The sequence below is a fragment of the Bacillus sp. ISL-75 genome (genome assembly GCF_018613095.1).
In genome coordinates this window covers 78,557-96,814 of record NZ_JAGGQX010000020.1, presented here as the reverse complement: position 1 = coordinate 96,814, position 18,258 = coordinate 78,557, and the positions used below count along the sequence as shown (strand labels likewise).

18 protein-coding genes are annotated in these 18,258 nt (G+C 39.7%); 2 read left to right on the top strand and 16 right to left on the bottom strand.

The features are described 5' to 3' along the window. Positions 1-39: 39 nt before the first annotated feature. The 15 genes from J7E63_RS09700 to J7E63_RS09635 all read right to left on the bottom strand — a co-directional run bounded on the left by J7E63_RS09700 (position 40) and on the right by J7E63_RS09635 (position 14,952). Positions 40-1,650, bottom strand: coding sequence for a glycoside hydrolase family 43 protein (locus J7E63_RS09700; RefSeq protein ID WP_215011447.1), 1,611 nt, complete (start codon positions 1,648-1,650; stop codon positions 40-42). A 109-nt stretch (positions 1,651-1,759) separates the two neighbouring features. Then, complete coding sequence (locus J7E63_RS09695) at positions 1,760-2,377, bottom strand: YesL family protein (RefSeq protein ID WP_308161933.1); 618 nt, start codon at positions 2,375-2,377, stop codon at positions 1,760-1,762. 75 nt (positions 2,378-2,452) lie between these two features. Continuing rightward, a complete protein-coding gene (locus J7E63_RS09690; RefSeq protein WP_215011561.1) occupies positions 2,453-3,253 on the bottom strand; it encodes a carbohydrate ABC transporter permease in 801 nt (266 codons plus the stop codon). 115 nt (positions 3,254-3,368) lie between these two features. Further along, positions 3,369-4,244: a carbohydrate ABC transporter permease gene (locus J7E63_RS09685; RefSeq protein ID WP_215011445.1), complete on the bottom strand. Its 876-nt coding sequence runs from the start codon at positions 4,242-4,244 to the stop codon at positions 3,369-3,371. 87 nt (positions 4,245-4,331) lie between these two features. Beyond that, the gene (locus J7E63_RS09680) at positions 4,332-5,642 is read right to left on the bottom strand and encodes an extracellular solute-binding protein (RefSeq protein ID WP_215011443.1); all 1,311 of its coding nucleotides are present in this window, start codon (positions 5,640-5,642) and stop codon (positions 4,332-4,334) included. A 94-nt stretch (positions 5,643-5,736) separates the two neighbouring features. Further along, positions 5,737-6,534 (bottom strand): response regulator transcription factor, encoded by a 798-nt coding sequence (locus J7E63_RS09675; protein WP_215011441.1) that lies wholly within the window; start codon positions 6,532-6,534, stop codon positions 5,737-5,739. A 7-nt stretch (positions 6,535-6,541) separates the two neighbouring features. Beyond that, positions 6,542-7,675, bottom strand: coding sequence for a sensor histidine kinase (locus J7E63_RS09670; protein ID WP_251033450.1), 1,134 nt, complete (start codon positions 7,673-7,675; stop codon positions 6,542-6,544). Beyond that, entirely contained in the window at positions 7,635-8,327 is a 693-nt protein-coding gene (locus J7E63_RS29545) for a hypothetical protein (protein ID WP_251033449.1), read from the bottom strand. The genes J7E63_RS09670 and J7E63_RS29545 overlap by 41 nt, the downstream gene beginning before the upstream one ends. A 154-nt stretch (positions 8,328-8,481) precedes the next feature. After that, the gene (locus J7E63_RS09665) at positions 8,482-9,078 is read right to left on the bottom strand and encodes a biotin transporter BioY (RefSeq protein WP_215011439.1); all 597 of its coding nucleotides are present in this window, start codon (positions 9,076-9,078) and stop codon (positions 8,482-8,484) included. 211 nt (positions 9,079-9,289) lie between these two features. Further along, on the bottom strand, positions 9,290-9,820 hold the full coding sequence (locus J7E63_RS09660; protein WP_215011437.1) for a GDYXXLXY domain-containing protein: 531 nt from the start codon (positions 9,818-9,820) through the stop codon (positions 9,290-9,292). Beyond that, positions 9,813-10,886, bottom strand: coding sequence for a DUF2157 domain-containing protein (locus J7E63_RS09655; protein ID WP_215011435.1), 1,074 nt, complete (start codon positions 10,884-10,886; stop codon positions 9,813-9,815). The genes J7E63_RS09660 and J7E63_RS09655 overlap by 8 nt, the downstream gene beginning before the upstream one ends. A 239-nt stretch (positions 10,887-11,125) precedes the next feature. Next, positions 11,126-11,719 carry a hypothetical protein gene (locus tag J7E63_RS09650; RefSeq protein WP_215011433.1) on the bottom strand — a complete coding sequence of 198 codons (594 nt, stop codon included), beginning with the start codon at positions 11,717-11,719 and terminating at the stop codon, positions 11,126-11,128. Between the two features lie 140 nt (positions 11,720-11,859). Then, a complete protein-coding gene (locus J7E63_RS09645) occupies positions 11,860-12,507 on the bottom strand; it encodes a response regulator (protein ID WP_215011431.1) in 648 nt (215 codons plus the stop codon). Between the two features lie 6 nt (positions 12,508-12,513). Next, positions 12,514-14,568 carry an ATP-binding protein gene (locus tag J7E63_RS09640; protein WP_215011429.1) on the bottom strand — a complete coding sequence of 685 codons (2,055 nt, stop codon included), beginning with the start codon at positions 14,566-14,568 and terminating at the stop codon, positions 12,514-12,516. 48 nt (positions 14,569-14,616) lie between these two features. Further along, a complete protein-coding gene (locus tag J7E63_RS09635; protein ID WP_215011427.1) occupies positions 14,617-14,952 on the bottom strand; it encodes a hypothetical protein in 336 nt (111 codons plus the stop codon). A gap of 342 nt (positions 14,953-15,294) precedes the next feature. On the opposite strand from J7E63_RS09635, the gene J7E63_RS09630 reads away from it, so the two are divergent. Then, entirely contained in the window at positions 15,295-15,831 is a 537-nt protein-coding gene (locus J7E63_RS09630) for a ribonuclease H-like YkuK family protein (protein WP_168241690.1), read from the top strand. A 67-nt stretch (positions 15,832-15,898) separates the two neighbouring features. Here the strand turns inward: J7E63_RS09630 and J7E63_RS09625 are convergent, their stop codons facing one another. Then, positions 15,899-17,359, bottom strand: coding sequence for a PAS domain-containing sensor histidine kinase (locus J7E63_RS09625; protein WP_215011425.1), 1,461 nt, complete (start codon positions 17,357-17,359; stop codon positions 15,899-15,901). Positions 17,360-17,673: 314 nt separating this feature from the next. Here J7E63_RS09625 and J7E63_RS09620 point away from each other — a divergent pair, with 314 nt between their 5' ends. Beyond that, the gene (locus J7E63_RS09620; RefSeq protein WP_308161932.1) at positions 17,674-18,156 is read left to right on the top strand and encodes a hypothetical protein; all 483 of its coding nucleotides are present in this window, start codon (positions 17,674-17,676) and stop codon (positions 18,154-18,156) included. The last annotated feature ends 102 nt before the right edge of the window (positions 18,157-18,258 follow it).

Genomic DNA, 18,258 nt, shown 5'->3' with positions numbered 1-18,258 from the left:
CTTTTTGATATCAACAACAAACTTAAATGTAAAATTGTATCAATTGTTGTTTTTGTAACTAAAGTAGTCAAAATCTGCATGCAGGTTTTGGCCTGATGTGTCTTGGCATTGTATGCCTACAAATGCGCCGGTGAAGAAGCCGCCGCCTTGAATATAATCGTCCGACAACTTGTAGGAGTGGAATGTTACTGGAATCACTGACCAGTTCTCACCATCAAAGGAGAAGGAGTATTGGTATACATCCGTCTTCACATCCACACGAAGATACACATATTCAACATCCTCTGGAATGACAATTTCTTGACCTTGAAGCGGTTGGTCAAAGGTAAAATTGTCACAGGTCATGAGTTCAAGGATTCTCCCTTTGTCCTCGTTCCAGGTGACCTGGCATGATGTCCAGTTCTGTGTATTATAGTAATTCACCAGGCCTGCAGATTGCTGGAAGGTATTCGGGGTAAAGGCAACCTTTGTCTCCGCGCTAAAGGTAAAATGCTGCCAACGTCTTGCCACAAATGCTTGTGTGAATTTAGAAGTTAACGATTCTTTCCCGTACAGGCGCAAGTGGCCAGGGTTATCTTTTAATGAAACGATTTTCTCCCCTAATGGGATCCGTAAGCTCTGAAAATGAGGGTTCAACATTTCTGTATCAAATTCGTCTTTCTCAGGGAAGTCCCTGTCCCACTTCACTTCGTCCACCCTTGGCCCTTCTATCTCAACAGATGGCTTGTTTCCTCCGACAACGTATGGCCAATCATTTTTCCACTCTAGTCTTTGGATCGCAGTTTCCCTTCCAAGTGGACAGTAGCCACGGGGATCTAACAAAGGCTGTCCTTCTCTGGATAATGGTCTCCCAGTTAAATGAACAAGGAACCACTCACCTGTATGGGTATGTACAATCGAAGCATGACCTGCTTTTTGAAGAGGAATCCTCGGGGCATGGAACGACGTGATCAGCGGGTTCTCCGGATGCACTTCGTATGGACCCCTCAGTTGTTTAGAGCGCGCAATGGTTGCTTGGTGATCAAATTTCGTGCCGCCTTCAGCTGTTAATAGAAAGTAATAGTCACCAATTTTATATAAATGCGGCGCTTCCGTTAGTTTAATATCCGTCCCTTTAAAAATAATTTCAGCCTTACCAACTAGCTTTTGTTCTACCGGACTGTATTCCTGAAGTGAAATCCCGTAAAAATTGTGATGACCTATACGATGATCCCAATTCATGTTGACCAAATATTTTTTACCATCTTCATCATGAAATAATGAGGGATCAAAGCCTGAGCTATTCAAATAAATTGGGTCTGACCACTCGCCATCAATCGTTTCACAGGTAGCAAGGTAATTATGGCAATCCTTCCATTGACCTTCAACCACCTTTACATCCGTATAAATCAGCCAGAACTGACCATCACGGTAGGTTAGTGCCGGTGCCCATATTCCTCCCGAATCCGGATTTCCCATCATATTTAACTGGCTTAACCGGTTTAGCGGCCTTGCTGCTAAACGCCAGTTTTTTAGATCCTTGGAATGGTAAATCCCCACCCCTGGAAACCATTCAAATGTCGACACCGCTATATAATAATCTTCGCCAACCCGGCAAATACACGGATCTGGATTGAAACCCGTTAAAATTGGATTTTGAATTGTAGCCATTTTTAACACTCCTGTTCATCAACTAATATTTATGCTCGTTTTTGTACCCGTATCTTAATGACATGGGGAATGTGTCATTTTTCTTTTGGTTGGAAGAGCTGCTGCAAATCTAGTGTCTAGCCCCCATCCGGTTAAAACTATAATTCCCACCAAACATCAGTACCCAAGCAATCGTTGCAGCACTAAAGAATGGGATGAAGCTTGTTTGGTACAAAACCAAGAAAATGATCGCTGCTGAAGCTGCCAGCATCAATACGGTCATGTGGAAATTAAGTATGCTTAAGAAAAAGGCATTTTTTATATAATCCAAAGTTTTTAATTCAAAATGAACATAGACTGGAAAAATATAAACAAGGGTAAGTACATAAAATCCTGTGATCATCAGTAATGGGATGAACAAGGCAAATTGGAGCGCTCCTCCTACTGTTCTCAAGTAAAGAAAGTCAAAAATGATAAATGCCCCACTCAATCCGATACATATACCCAATCCATTTGATTTTTTGAATTCTTGTCTGTAAACGGAAAGAAACGTTTTCCAAATGGGGAGGTCGGTTTCTTTCAACTGCCATTTTCGGACGATCGTAAAAAGAGCCACCGTTGCCGGCATGATTCCTAGGAGAACCAATCCTGCCAGGGAAAAGAAAAACCATAATAGATTCACGTATGCAAGCCTCATAATCCACTCACAAAAAGTGAACAGTTTCCCCATCGTTTTTCCAAATTGCACGGTTTTTCACCTCTAATCCCAAGTTTCCCTCAATACCTTCTATCCTATTTTCATAGGTTGCTAGATTTTAATAAATCAGCCTTTAACTGAACCCGAAGCAATTCCTTCGACAATTCGGTTGCTCAAGATTAAGAATGCAATCAGAATTGGCAGGATACTAATAACAAGCGTTGCACCAATTGCACCCCAGTCCGTTGTATATTGACCGATAAAGTTCTGAATTCCAACTGTCAGCGTTTTAAAGCTGTCTGAACTAATAAATGTGTTGACGAAAACAAATTCATTCCAGTTGTAAATCATGTTAATAATCGCTGCCGTTGCAATAACTGGTGCAGTCATTGGCAGGGTAATCCGGAAAAATATATGATTAATCGAAGCTCCGTCCATTACAGCAGCCTCTTCTACCTCTCTTGGCAGCGCCTCATAAAATCCAAGCAATATCATAATTGTGATCGGCAGATTAAAGGCAGTGTAGGCGAAGATGACGGAAAGCGGATTATCAATCAGGTTTATTTTTGTAAAAGTATTGAATAAAGGAATCAGTGTGGAATGGACCGGAATCATTAGTCCAACCATGAATAAGCCCAACACCAATTTCCTGCCCTTCCAGTTCATTCTCGTAAGGGCGAATGTTACCATACTTGCTAAAATAACAGTCAATACAACCGCTACTACCGTGTAGGTGATACTGTTGAAAAAGTATTGGCTAATGTTCCCCTCTGTCCAAACCTTTTGGTAATTCTCCCACTTTGGCTGTGCTGGCAAGGAAAAGGGAGACATATTAAAAACTTCTTGGTTATTTTTCAATGAAAAAAGAAATAACCAGATGATCGGAAAGATTTGAAAAATAGCTACGATAATAAGGAATAGGTACATAATTCCATAGGCTGCGCGATTAAGGAATGGGCTCTTCGCTAGATTCGATTTTTCCTTATTTATGATTACCGGAGATCCAGTCGTTTTCACCGTATTCACCTAAATCCCCCCTCTTTTAATAAATATCGTCATTCTGTGTGGTAACTTTCCTTATGATATACGTAACAACTAAACAGATGATTAATAAGAAGAAACCAATAGCACTTCCGTACCCAAAGTCAAAGCCCTTAAATGCTTTATGGTACATATATGAGGCCATAACCTCACTGGAATTGTTTGGACCTCCATCAGTCATGACATAAATCAAGTCGAAATATTTCAATGATCCGACAACTGCAAGAACAATCGTTACCTTGATTACATTCATGATTAATGGAATTTTTATTTTTAATGCAATTTGAAGTGGCGTAGCGCCATCAATTTTTGCAGCTTCTTCAAGGGAATCCGGGATGTTTTTCAATGCTGCATAATAGATCAAAATATAAAAGCCTGCATATTGCCAGATAATCGGGACGATAATCGCGTATAGCGCGATGCCTGGTTCCGCTAGCCATGCGGGTGGATTTTCAACTCCAAGTGAAACCAGAACACTATTTAGAATTCCATTTGTAGGGTGGTAAATTTTCAGCCAGAGTTGCGCAATGGCAACAGATGCAAGCAGCATGGGAATCAGATAGATTTTTCTAAGCAAATCTGCTCCTTTTATTTTGCCTGCCAATATCATCGAGATGAATAAATAACCAATCAAGCTAAGTGTTGAAAAAACTGCCAGTATTAAGGAGTGGTAGGCACTCTTCCAAAACAAGGAATCCTGTATCAGATAGGCATAATTTTTTAAGCCAATGAATTCCATCTCTCCGATTCCATTCCATTTCATTAAGCCGAAATATCCGGTTTGGACAATTGGGACATAAATCAAGGCAAGGATAAGAAAAAGCGCTGGTGCGATATACAGAGCAACTATCTTTTTATTGGACATAACTCTATTCATTACGGTTCAACTCCTTTGCAAACAGGATAAAAATGAAGGGGCACATACCAATAGTAAAGATATATGCCCCTTTTTTCTAAGTTGCGATTATTTGCCTTCGTCAGCTTTTAACGCATCTTCGTGTTGTTTAGCAAATTCTTTTGGATTCACTTCGTTCCCGAACAGTGATTGAATTAGATTCAAATGTGTTTCAGCAACAGATGCACTCATTTGAACATCTGCGAATAATGTTAGATTGCTAGCTTTATTCAATTCGTTTAATACATCAATATAAAGTTGTGGTAATTTAACTTTGGCAGTATCAACTTTAGTAGCTGGAATTACACCTGCTTTTTCAACAGATTGCTCTCCCCATTTTTCAACAAAGAATTTAACAAATTCTTTTGCTTCAGGCTTAACCTTTGAGTTTTCAGATACGAACAAGCCGACCCCAGGGCCGCCAACCCAGTTGTCGATGTTTCCTTTACCGCCTTCAACTGTTGGGAATTTAAAGAATCCAACAGTGTCACGGAATGCTTGTGGAATTTCTTCATTTGTCGTGAAGTTCGGAAGTTCCCATGTCCCCATCAGGTACATAGCAGCTTTTCCATTTAAGAATTCTGATTTTCCTTCATCATTAGACAAACCATTAAATCCTTTATTGAATGCATTTTCTTTTACAAGTTTTTGAATTTCATCTGCAGCTGCTACTAAGGCCGGATCTTCAAATGAACCAGTACGATCGATTGCTTTGTTTAAAACCTCAGAACCACCTAAACGGTCTGCAAGGTACATATACCATAGAGATCCAGTCCAACGATCTTTATTTCCAAGTGCAATTGGTGCTACACCTTTACTAGCAAGTGTTTTCACAACATTTGTGAATTCACTGTATGTTTGTGGTACTTCGAGATTAAATTTTTTGAAAATTTCTTTATTGTAATAAATAGGAGCGATGTTTAATTCTAGTGGAAGACCATAAGTTTTACCGTCTAACGCATATGCTTCTGTTGTTCCACTAACGAAAGAATCTTTTAACCCGCCAGATAATACATCATCAAGTGGTGAAAAAAGCTTTCCTTTAACGAAAGGAGTCATATATCCAGCTGCCCATGTAAAACCTACATCTGGAAGCTCGTTAGATGAGGAAAGAACTTTCATTTTGTTCTTGTATTGTTCATTTTCAAGTACTTCAACCTCAATTTTTACATCCTTATGATTTGCCTCGTATTGCTTGATAATATCTGACACGATCAAATTTTGTTGTTTGGAGCTTCCGGCAGGCCAAAGATGCATGAATTTAATCGTTTTCTTGGAACTGCTCTCATTGCTAGCCTTGTCAGAACCACTGCAGCCAGCAAGGCCAGCTGTAAGAAGAAGTGCAAGTACTAGTAACAATGTATACGCTTTCTTAAACATTTCAAAACCCCCAGTAAATTGTTTTCGCTTACATACTGAATTTTAGCACTAATAAAAAATCACGGTAAGGTAACCGTGATTGGGGGAAATTCCACTATTTTTGGATAGGTGCTTCGTCAAGGACAGCCACTTTTCTGTATTTGCTTGGTGTAATTCCCTCATAATCCTTAAAGATTTTAATGAAATACTTAGCTGTTTGATAGCCTGCCTGCTGGGCGATATCTTCGACATGTGCATCGGTGGTCAATAACAGGTTTTTGGCCATTTGCAGCCTTTTTCTCGTCAAGTATTCACTAAATGTCAAACGGGTTTGTTCTTTAAACAAAACACTGAAATAACTGGCATTTAAATGGACAGTATCAGCCACTTCCTTTAAGCTGACCTGCCTATTTAAATTTTTATTTATGTATGTAATTGCATCTTTTATTAGCGAATTCGAGAGGTCTTTCCGAGCATCCACATTCAATAGCTTTTGATCGGCAACTTTTTCTAGATGGTCTGCCCTTTCGATGTTAGCTTCTGTTTCCAATGCCTGCTCAACTTCTTCAATTAGCTTTTGTTTACTTAACGGCTTCAGGAGATAATTAATTACTCCAAGACGAATTGCTTCCTGAGCATATTCAAAATCAGGATGTCCAGAAATAATCATCACAACGGGCTTATATCCTCTATCCTTAATGTTTTTCAACAGTTTCAAACCATCCATCTCAGGCATGCAAACATCTGTGATTAGAAGGTGAATTTTATGTTTGCCAAATAGCTCATATGCCTCAGGTCCATCAGTGGCACTTATTATTTCATATTTTCCCGCGGACCATATTTCCAGTGTTTTTTTCAAGCCTTGTCTTGTTGTTTGCTCATCATCGACGATTAAAATAGTCTTGGTAGACATCTGTTATTTACCTCCTCAGCTCTGGAATTTCAAATGTAACCTTTGTTCCCTCGCCTTGTTCACTATCTAGGTATAGATGCTTCAAATCGTATTGATCATAATAAAGTCGAATTCTTTTATTCACATTGGTAAGAGCCATCCCCATTCCTTTAATGGAAGACTCACCATCCATTTCTATCGCGTGATTAATTTGTGAAAGCATTTCCGCCTCCATTCCTGAACCATTGTCCTTTACAGTTATCGTGATATTTGAGGAGTCGTCCACTTTTTCAACATGGATAAAGACGGCACCTTGTTTTCTCTTTTTCTCAATTCCATGGATTATTGCATTTTCAACTAAAGGCTGAATGATAAGCTTTGGTATTTTTATATCTATGTATTCTGGCAGCACAGATATAGACCATATCAATCGGTCACCCAGCCTCATTTTCATCAGCTGTAAATAGCGTTCAATATGTTCAAGTTCATCGTGAATGGTTACCCATTCGCCACTATTTTTGTTTCCAATTGTATAGCGGAAAAGCTCTGACATCGCAATGACTGTCCCAGCCAATTCCTCTTCTCCCTTTTCTTCTAATGACCAGTAAAGGGCATTTAAAGTATTGTAAAGAAAATGGGGATCGATTTGGGATTGAAGCGCTTTCAATTCAGTCCTACTCCGCAACAGTTCCTTTTCATACACCTCTTGTATTAGGTGATTCGTGTTTTCGACCATTTGGTTGTACGTATTATTAAGTTCAATAATTTCCAACGACGCGGAACTTCCAGGATTTATCTTTAATTCATCCATTTTAGCTTTCTTCATTGTATTGGTTAGTCGCTTAATTGGCCTCGTGATCATCGTCGCCAAAAAAATAGAAGAGACAAAGAAAATGATATATCCGATCACACCCGATAGTAAAATAACGGGACGTACCGCTGAGACACGTTCTGAAAGGAAACTCGTCGGCTTTAAGATAACCAATGTCCAGCCCGTCAGTTTGGACGATTCCTTTACTATCATGAACTCTTTTTTATTAATGGTAACGGCTTTTTGTCCTTCTAGAAGCATATTCTGAATATCAATTCCATAATCGCCAGTAATCGGAGATGAATCACGATCAAGGAGCATCATATACCCCTTTTCTCCATGTTCCTCCATGTTCCTCCATGTTCTCTTTTACTTGAAAATAGCTGTTAGAGATCCGAACGACCAAATATCCCCCGTTTGAGAACCAACGGTCTATTAAACTCACTCTTCTAATGGCATAAGAATAATTGGAATTGGCCGGGTCTTTTCCAACCCATACTAATCGTCCTTTTTCTTTATCCGCTACCTCTATCCATCTCGGTTGAATGCGGTTGGATAAGTTTTTATTATCAAAAGGATAAATTCTCTTCCCCTTAGATGTATATAGTTCAAAGTTGGAAATCCCATCCGAGTAGGCGTAGAAATTATTGATGACTTTGATTAACGATTGCTGCTTGGCGAAATCCATGATATCCCCGTCAACGATCCCTAACAGCAGCTGCTGGACGGTACCATTCGTCGCCAATTGGTTCGACAGGGTGTCCACTTGTCTATATAATGTTTCCATTCTTCCATTTGCTTCAACTGCTGTTTGCTGAATTTGTTCCTCTGCATTGTCCTTCATTAAAGTTCCAACCTGGTTGTATACCATAATGGAAACAATCGCAAGAACAATCATCATAACAAACAAAAAAACAGCTAGAATCTGATTACGCAGGGTATTTAAGCTTCTCAATCGTGACCTGATGATTGTAATCACCCATTCTGTAATAACTTCTATCAATATATAAATCCATTATTCCTGAATTATATCAAAATACCATTGTAAATTATATGTGTAACATCCGAATAAACTCAAAAAGGTGTCAGGCACCGCTAAAAGACAAATGTCCACGAGCGGTGCCTGACACCCTTAGTTTGTTTATAACTTGATGCCCTTAAGAAACACGCTTTAGATGTTTAAATTGTCCTTTTGAAAGGACGGTTTTTTCTAGTCTGTGGGCCATGATTCCGGCAAGGACGGCTAAGATTATGTCTTTTGGCAGTGGAGCAACCATCCATAACCAGGCCATTTTATAGGTGAATCCTTCTGGTGCAGCTGCCCAAAGCTTATAGGCAAAATACATCCAATTAGTACCGAAGAAGTAGTTTACAGCCATTCCGATTAAGGAGGCGATGATAAAGGCTGCGACAGTCTTCTTCTTCTCAACGATTTTTCCAATGATAAACGCTGTAAAAATATACGATAGAATAAAGCCGAAGGTAGGGCTAAAAATTGTGGATGGACCTGCCCCAAATTTAGCAAAAACAGGTACGCCCGCAAAGCCAACTAGCATATAAACCGCCATCGCTATGGATCCTAACCGGCTCCCCAAGATAGCACCTGCTAAGATTGCAAAAAAGGTTTGGAATGTAATTGGAACTCCTCCTACCACCATAAAAGGCACCAACGAGGTTAGGTTTGCCCCAATCGCCATCAATGCCACAAACATCCCCACTAGTGTTATATCCAACGCTCTTAATTTTCTCTTCATTCTCCCACCCCAATATTAATTGTTATAATATTAAAATATATGGTTGACCACTGCATTGTCAACCCAATGTTAACTTAAGTTAACATTAAGGATGAAAGAAGGTGTCAAGCACCGAGAAAGACCAACGTCCCCTCCACGTGGACAAAAGGCAGTTTTGTCCACGTTCGGTGCCTGACACCAACTTTTTAACACCAATTTTTAACACCAACTTTTACTTGGATGTGATATCGGTCAGGACGGCATAGCCGTTGTTTACTTTTAGTTTGGCTAGTATTTCTCCTTTAGCAGAAGCTTTTTCCCATTCTGCCCCGGTGTTGTCCTCTAGGAAGTATTTATCCAGATTGTACTCAATGAAGGCAATTTCTTGTCCTTGGTTGTCTTTATCAATATAGTTTATTGTTCCTTTTAGGAATATTCCCTTATCGGGTTTTTCAAGGCTGACTTTAATGGGGGTGTGGACTCCGTCCTTTTTCTCCATAAGAACGAATACGTCAAACTGTCCCCCCTGGTCCTGCAATCGTGAAACCACAGCCTTATCCACCAAACTTATCGGGACTTCTTCAGCTTCATATTGAAGGGTCACATAATCCCCTCGAAATAAGTCAGATGGGTCCAACGGTTTGGTTTGGAGAATCATTTCCTCCCCCGTTAACATGGTATAGAGGGGTGCGAAGCACATGCCTAACAAAATCAGCACCGGTACGGAACAGGCTAAAACCAACTGCTTTGCTCGCTTATTCATGCACACCGACCCCTTTCTTCCTTTGTTTTTCAAAATAAAAACCGAAACCGAGCAGCAGGAATCCTCCAATAATAAATACGAATGATTTCGGCAAAAACTCAAAGGATAAATCCAAGTAAAAACGGAAGATCATCACGCATAGAATTATTATACTGAGCAGACTTCCTTTTTTAATTAAGTACAATACATAGAGCACATAGATGACCGAAAAGGGAATATACATCCAATCCATTGGCCAGGTATCTTCAAAAGATAACAATAGCGCTGCGGCACCATGAACGAGGTATCCCAAAACAACGTAAATGTCTCTAATTCTCCCTCTTGATAGGAATAGAGCCACGCCTATGACTAAATAGATTAATCCATACACGTAAGGAAAATCAGTATAGTCATAGCGGTTGACAAAAAAGCTAATGACCGTCCCGATAAATGCTAGTGACAGCAGGCCCGTGACAAAGCCAGTGGCTTTTGAAAAACCTATTTTTTCATTAAGTAAATAAATGGCGGCAATCCACAGCAGTGTCCAATACGGGATATTTACTCCTTCGAGATATTGTCCATCCAGCATGTATTTGAGGACAAAAATGGAAGATGCAAGTAGGATCCATTTATCCCGTAATACCCATGCCAACGGCAAAATGCCAAGCGACCACCATAAAAAGGCATTTTGTGAATTTGTTCCGAGATGAAACATTTGCTCTACAAGAAAAATTCCCGCCCCGAACACAAGAACACCTACATAATAAAGGCTTTTAGATGTCTTTGGATAGTTCATTTCCATTTTAAATCCTGCCAGATTACTGGCAACGAACAGCACGATGATTAATAGGAGCTTCGCTATTTTTCCAATCTCATCCCAATTACTCGCGATAAAACTGAGTACCCCCGCGCCAATCAAAATAGAACCCACATACAAAAGTGTTTTTGTGAAAGAAAGTCTCTGTACCTCGTAAATCTCATCTATTTCATTGACCTTTCCTGCAGGCAGAATCTCTGAATCTTCTAAGAACCTTAGCTCCCGCTTCAAAAAATTTAATTCATGCTGTTTTACAATCCGCTTCGCCATCCATCCCACCCCTTTAACATCTATTTATTTGGGACTACACGCTTACAACCACTTTAGGCTAATTGCACTACAGTTAAGTTTATTCGACAAATAGTGTTAATATCCTTTTAAAAATATAGAAGGGTGTCAGGCACCGCAAAAATACACTTTCGTCATTTTGTCTACTACACGTGGACACCACATGCCATGTGAGGCAAGGAAAAAGGCTGCCCTGATAGAAAAGGGCTGCCTTGGTTTATTTATAATTTAGTATTTATCGTTTCACCTGTAGCAGCAGTGTAGTTCCCACCTCTTACTTTCTTTAAAACCTCAATTCCAAACCACATGAATGGAATGCCCCAGGCAAGCACGGAGTAGTCGGTTACGATTGGAACGAAATTCAGAATTGGCCCCAGTATGAGCAGGATCGCTGGAACCTTTGAAAATACCTTTGACCTTAAAACGGCAATTCCTAGTAAAATCATCGAAAGCATCACGGTAACCATCATTAATGGACCTGCAACCATGATTGGAAGTGGCGGCATATCTATTTGCAATACCTTTGGATCGTATGTTGCAAATACTAAAGTAGAAAACACCATCCCCATTAGGATAAAGCTCCCAATGGCATAAAGTATAAACGCCGTAAAGCCCAGTTTCCCAAACTTATTTTGATGCGATAAATACAATCCGAAAATCCCTAATCCCATAAATATCGTTCCTAGGACACCTGCCGTTAATTCTTGCGGACTATTCATCCCCCATACTAGAGCAAGCGGACACATCAATGCACGAAAAAAACCTCCAATGATACTAAACAGAGCCAACAGACGAACAACTTGATTAAAAGTCATGATATCAACTCCCCTCCGATTTATTAACTTAACTTTATCAATCCCGACGTCCCGGCGTCTTGTGAGCACCGTCCCGAGTAGTTCGGGAAGTTTTTGCCTAAAAAAGAAGAACCCTTTACAAAAATGGGTTCCGTTAAACATTATTGACTATCCTTACCAAGCCCCGCTTCTCGCGCCATAATAATCGCATGGGCCCGGTCGCTCGCCTGCAGCTTACTTAAAATATTGGAAACATGATTGCGCACCGTTTTTTGGTTTAATCCTAGCTTGTTTGCAATTTCAGCATTATTTTTCCCTTTGGCAATATGGTCAAGTACTTCTCGCTCTCGTTCAGTCAACTGTGGAAAAACATCTACTTGTGTTACTTTCATCTTCGCTTCAAAATAAAACATCATTCTCCTAGCAATTGCCGGGCTAAAGATCGCTTCTCCTTCACTTACTGCTTGAATGGCTCTAACAATCTCATTTCGATTCGCCTCTTTTAAAAGATAGCCCCTTGCACCAGCTCTCATCGCTGCGAACACTGAGCTGTCGTCATCATACATTGTTAAAACGAGAATCCCAATATCGGGATTTGTCGGTACAATCCTTTTTGTTGCTTCGATACCACTCATCTCTGGTAGATTGATATCCATTAGAATGATGTTGGGCTTAAGCTGTTCAGCCAACTCGACCGCTTCCTCCCCAGACGCTGCCTCACCCACTACATTAAATTCCTCCACCGTTTCTAACATCTTTTGTAACCCATCTCGAAACATCGGGTGATCTTCCACAATTAAAATTCGCATCCTTCTTCAGTTCCCCTCCATCCACAATGGCAATCTGACTTTGACCGTCGTTCCGATATCATCCACTTTTTTAATAAAAAATTCGCCGCCAACTTCTTCCGCACGCTCTCTCATCGAATGTAACCCTATCCCGCTTTTTCGGTTCTCAGGTAGTCCAATTCCATCGTCTTCTATGAAAATGGTTAAATGTGTATCATCTGTTTCTAGTATTATTTTACAAATGGATCCCTTTGAGTGCTTAACGGCATTCGTAATTGCTTCCTGAGCAATTCGGTAAGCCGCGACTTCAATCGCCGCATGAAGCTGGAAATCTATATTACCTGCCTCAATAGATACTTTTACCTTGCTGTCTTCAAATTGTCTGCTTAGTTCATCCATTGCAAAAATAAACCCTAATTCATCTAAAGCAGGCGGCCGCAAGTTATAGACCAATTGACGAATATTTCCGATAGCAGTCCGGAGGTTATCTTGTAATTCAAGTAATCTATTTTTCACCGTTTGATCCACTTCATTTTGAAAAATTAAGGTATCCATTTTTAGTGAGATACTCGCTAGACTTGCCCCAAGCCCATCATGCAAATCCCTTCGCATCCTTTGGCGTTCCTCTTCTCTTAAACTTACTAGCTTAATGCGTGAATGTTGCAGCTCCCTTGTAATTCGGACAGTCTGCACAGCCAACGTTACCTGCCTGAATAAATCGTTTAGCATATAGACTTTCTCTGGAGGAAGGGTCTCCTGTAATGAGCGAGCTCCAACAATGAGCGTGCCAATACATTCCTGTTGGATTGTTAGTGGAAATTCTGACTTCATTTGAATCTCTTGGCCGAACGAAGCGACACGTTGAAACTGCCCCTCCATTTTTATATCAATGGCAGCAAAGGGAAGTTTGAGTGCTTTTGCCACTTCCTCCACAATCGTAGGCAGTACTGAAGAATTCGACATCGTTAACTCTAAGCGTTTGGTTAGCGAGGATAAGATTTTATACGGGTCATCACGATCCCCGTATACTAAACGATTGACTGATTGTTGTACTTTTTCCCGTAAAGGCTGAAAAATTACGGCCACAATCCCGGTTGCTAAAAGAGAAATAAAGATGTTATTTTGATAATTAAATAGAAGCCCTAGTGACCCGATAATCAGCACATACACACCCATAACGACTATCGTGACGAAGGAATAGACAATGGTCCGGCTAAATAACGTGGATAAATGGCGTTGCCTCTGCTCTAGTATGGCAATTCCAATTGAAAAAGGCATGCACAAAAGGGCCAAGTAATAGACAAACCACATACACAGTTTTACAAGTCCATCTTCGCTATAACTGGTTGATAAAAGAAGCGCCAACACAGAAAGGATAAATCCACTCATACTAACCGCGAACCAACGAATTTGCCTTTTCAATTGCTTCGTTTCGGCATGCCGATAGCGATATATTTGCGAAAAAATAACAAGGAGATGCAGGGCAATCCATGTACCAGTTCGAGTTAACGTAGGCCAAGATAATGGATCCATGATCGATCCAGGAAAAAAATAAGTGCCAATATTCCCTCCTAATCCGATAAATGCAGGGACCCACAGCCATCTCGGTCGAAACCTTCCATCAGGGAACAGAAAGAAAAAGAATAAATATATTTCTCCTACAAAGCTCTCCACTTTAAAAAGGCTTTGCAAATGTGGTGCCTGTAGAATTAGCGGATTGCTAACGCTCATTATCGTTCCAGTCGCAATTAGCATAATCGACGTGTAGAGACAAATTCGATCCCTCATACCATAGACATAAAGAAGACAGCCTGCCGTAAAAAAGGACAGGAATTGGATAAGTAAAAGCACAACAAGTATTCCACTGTAAAAGGACATCGAAATTCCATAAGCTTGTAAACTTTCGGTTTCCCCAGAGGAAAGCAGGAACAGATCTGTACAACTTTTACCTTCGCACCCCTTTAGCAGCCAATCATAGACCTGCGTCTCAGAATAGAGAAAAAGAGATACCGAAATAACCGTTATATACCACCAGGCCCCATGTGAAAACAAATGAAATAACCACTGAAATTTTCTCCCCATATACCTTCCTCATTATCAATGACTTGGTCTAACCAGCTATTTTCTATATTATTTCAACCGTAAGCCTGAAAGACCTTCGGCACTAAAAAAAGAAAGGGTGTCAGGCACCGCAAAAGGACAAATGTCCACGAGCGGTGCCTGACACCATTGTTTATTTAACCCGGCAGTTTTTGCAAACTTTGATGGTTTGGTTTGTTTCTGTTGTATGCGGATATAGTAACTTAATTCTTGTCCTTTCACACAGCGGGCAGGTCCCCCGTCCATTTGAAGGCAGGTAGCTGATTGTTTTCCCTCGGTTTCTCTTTGCCATTTCCATCCATCCCTATCTAGATAAAATCTCGTTTCTTTATCTAATGATGGACTGGCACAAATATTGTTAGGCAAATAATTGTTTTTAGAAAAAAGGCTGTTCCATCGTTATTAATTTCTATATAGGGTTGCAGATTCCATTTTCCGTTGTTAATTGGTCATAATTCAAAACCGAATCAATACTGAGCAGCCTTCGTGTTGTCCTCCCAGTACGGACAAATGAAGTGTTTGTCCACGGACGGTGCCTGACACCCTAAGGTGTCACACCCATGCATTTTTGCTCACCTATCTACATACATTTCAATAAAGATCAAATACTTTCAACGGCTGCACGACAATAAATCACTTTCCATAAGATAGGAGTAAGAGTCGAGACTAAATTTTTTTAGTTGGAAAGGAAAGATGTGGTGCTTCAAGATGAAAAAAAACGGGGCTTATCACGATTTGTTTCAAAATCTTCAGGAGAATGGGCTGTCGTTCGAACAAGTCTTTGAACGGATTGTAACATTCATGAAGTTAGACCCAAGTGGGAACTACCGACTAATGGTTGGCACAGATTCTCAAGTCCATAGATCCACAACTGTTTTTATCACAGGAATTGTGATTCAAAATAAGGGAAATGGAGTATGGGCGTGCATAAGGAAGGTCATTATTCCAAGAAAAATGACTCACTTACATGAACGGATTTCCCTTGAATTGTCGTTAACTGAGGAAATTGTTTCGATGTTCAACGAAGAAAGGAAAAATGAGTTGATCAACCTTGTCCTCCCCTATATTTATAAAGGCGCAACCTTCACAATGGAGGGGCACATTGATATTGGTGCTGGGAAACGAAACAAGACGAGTGAGTTTGTAAAAGAAATGGTAACGAGAATCGAATCGATGGGGGTTGAACCGAAAATCAAACCAAATGCCTTCGTTGCTTCCAGTTATGCAAATCGTTATACCAAATAAAAGTGTCAGGCACCACGAAAAGGCAATTGTCGCTTTTGTGGTGCCTGACACTCTTTTTTCATTCTTATTACAGACATTCCAGTTCAACTTTTACAGTGGTGCCTTTCCCAGGTTGACTGTCGATTTTCATAGTACCATTATGTTCCTGGATGATTTTGTTGCTGACGGTTAGGCCAAGTCCGATTCCTTTATCCTTGGTTGTATAGAAGGGAGTTCCCAAATATCGCATAAGTTCGCCGTCAATGCCCATCCCTTCATCCGAAAAGCTAATCTGCACTCGTTTGCCTTCTATCCTTTGCACATGAATATTCACATTTCCACCAAACGGCATCGATTCAATTGCATTTTTTAAAAAATTTACAAAAACCTGTTTCAACTGATTGGGATTACAAAGCAAATCAATATTATCCTTTTGATAATGGCTGATTATTTGAACATTATGTAATAAAGCTTGTGGATGAAGTATATTAACCGTGCTTTCTAAGATTGAATTTAGATTTTCTTGATCAAATTGAATGGCTTGAGGTTTCGCCAACGACATAAATTCATTCACAATCATATCAATACGATCTAATTCGTTCATGATGATTGATAAATAATTACTTTGTTTTTCTTGGTTCCTAGTATCTTTCAAAAGCTTTGAAAACCCTTTCAACGAAGTCAACGGGTTTCGTATTTCATGAGCAACTCCAGCAGCCAATTGACCAATAATCGAAAGCCGGTCCAAATTTCGGAGGGCATCATCATTTTTTACTCGGTCTGTTATATCCCTTCCAACTGTCACATAGGAATCAATTTTTCCTTGTTCATTAAAAATAGGAGAAATAGTGGTCTCCGAGTATATTACTTCCTTATCACCTTTTTGTATCTTTGTTTGCAGTAGTTGTGGTTCCTTTGTTTCTATTAACCTTTGATAAACTCTTTCAAAATGTTCTATTTCCTCTGGCATGATAAGATCGTATACGGTTTTACCTATTAACTGGTCAGGAGTATATCCAATTCCGTTTTCATGAGAAGGAGATGCATAGACAATCTTTTTATCTCTCGAATAGACCTTAATCATATCCGATGTATTTTCAGTTATAAGCTTGTACAGTTCACGTGTCTTTTTTAATTCTCTTTCAATATTAATATGCTCTGTTATATCGCGAAAGATTGCAATAACAGCAATAATTTCCCCACATGAATTTCGAAAGGGAGAATAGGAAACAGCAATATCAAGTATGCTTCCGTCTTTATGGTATCTTTGGGTAACCATATCAGGATATGCTTCACCACTTTTGACTGATTCAATAATATCATGCACAATGTCAGGATTAGAAAATTCTTCAACTCTTTTTCCGATGACATCGTCCTCTGTATATCCAAATATCTTCGTATACACATGGTTCACTCGAATAAACCGATTCTCCATATCGACCATACAAATCGCATCTGCGGTACAGTCAAGAAATAAGTCAATTAAATCATCTGGATTATAAACCACAGATTCATTCTCTTTCGTAAAAATCGGGAAACTCTTCGACATAGAGATCTCTCCAAACACATCAATTATACTCTTAATCTCCATTTTACAGAGTTTTACGATAAAGAAAAGAAGAATTTCACAAAATGGTGTCAGGCACCACAGAAAGACACTCACCTGAATATGTCTACTCCACAAGGACACATTCAAACTTCCTTCCGCTTGACTAGTAAAATCACAATTAGGCTCGGAAACAATTTACATTAGGTATGGGGGAGCTTCCAAACTAGCTCTACTATAGAAATCACTTATTAAAAAATCCTCACTCATATTGGACTTCCATTACCTCATAAATTGGGTATTAGGAGGTGATGGAAGTGAAAAAATGGCTATTGACCATTCTCTTACCATTTATGATTTTATTGTCCGGATGCTCCAGTGATCCTGTGCAAGATGATTTACTTAATTATGTAAATAAAGAAATGAAGGAAGCAGGGAAATTAGAAAGGGCTGCCGTTTCAGCCTATGAAGGGGTCTCAGGTAAAAACTATCAGGATGACCAAACGATGTATGATGCCTTGATTAATGATGTTATTCCAAATTACAATGAATTTATTAAGGAGCTAGAATCTGTAAAAATAGAAACTGATGAGGTAAGAGAAATTCACGAAATATATATTGAAGGGGCGGATATACAGTTTAATGCCTTTGCATTGATTAAACAGGCGTTAGAAGAACAGGACGCCAATTTGATCCAAAAGGCCAATGAGATGTTGGCTGACGCGCGCAAACATATTAGTGATTATCAAACTAAATTGGATAAATTAGCAAAGGAACACGATGTGGATATTGAAAAATAACATTGTCTCCAGACATAAGCTGTAATAAAAATCGAGTCAGTCCTCCAGCTTTAAACATTGGAGGACTGACATTTCTTTAGCATTCCCCATCAAACGGATGGC

Coding starts and splice junctions, on each gene's coding strand:
- J7E63_RS09645 (WP_215011431.1), bottom strand. CDS start 12,507: ATGCGAATTTTAATTGTGGAAGATCACCCGATGTTTCGAGATGGGTTA.
- J7E63_RS09650 (WP_215011433.1), bottom strand. CDS start 11,719: ATGACTTTTAATCAAGTTGTTCGTCTGTTGGCTCTGTTTAGTATCATT.
- J7E63_RS09665 (WP_215011439.1), bottom strand. CDS start 9,078: ATGAAGAGAAAATTAAGAGCGTTGGATATAACACTAGTGGGGATGTTT.
- J7E63_RS09670 (WP_251033450.1), bottom strand. CDS start 7,675: ATGGAGGAACATGGAGAAAAGGGGTATATGATGCTCCTTGATCGTGAT.
- J7E63_RS09675 (WP_215011441.1), bottom strand. CDS start 6,534: ATGTCTACCAAGACTATTTTAATCGTCGATGATGAGCAAACAACAAGA.
- J7E63_RS09690 (WP_215011561.1), bottom strand. CDS start 3,253: ATGTACCTATTCCTTATTATCGTAGCTATTTTTCAAATCTTTCCGATC.
- J7E63_RS09655 (WP_215011435.1), bottom strand. CDS start 10,886: ATGGCGAAGCGGATTGTAAAACAGCATGAATTAAATTTTTTGAAGCGG.
- J7E63_RS09640 (WP_215011429.1), bottom strand. CDS start 14,568: ATGGGGAGAAAATTTCAGTGGTTATTTCATTTGTTTTCACATGGGGCC.
- J7E63_RS09625 (WP_215011425.1), bottom strand. CDS start 17,359: ATGTCGAAGAGTTTCCCGATTTTTACGAAAGAGAATGAATCTGTGGTT.
- J7E63_RS09680 (WP_215011443.1), bottom strand. CDS start 5,642: ATGTTTAAGAAAGCGTATACATTGTTACTAGTACTTGCACTTCTTCTT.
- J7E63_RS09685 (WP_215011445.1), bottom strand. CDS start 4,244: ATGAATAGAGTTATGTCCAATAAAAAGATAGTTGCTCTGTATATCGCA.
- J7E63_RS09630 (WP_168241690.1), top strand. CDS start 15,295: ATGAAAAAAAACGGGGCTTATCACGATTTGTTTCAAAATCTTCAGGAG.
- J7E63_RS09700 (WP_215011447.1), bottom strand. CDS start 1,650: ATGGCTACAATTCAAAATCCAATTTTAACGGGTTTCAATCCAGATCCG.
- J7E63_RS09660 (WP_215011437.1), bottom strand. CDS start 9,820: ATGAATAAGCGAGCAAAGCAGTTGGTTTTAGCCTGTTCCGTACCGGTG.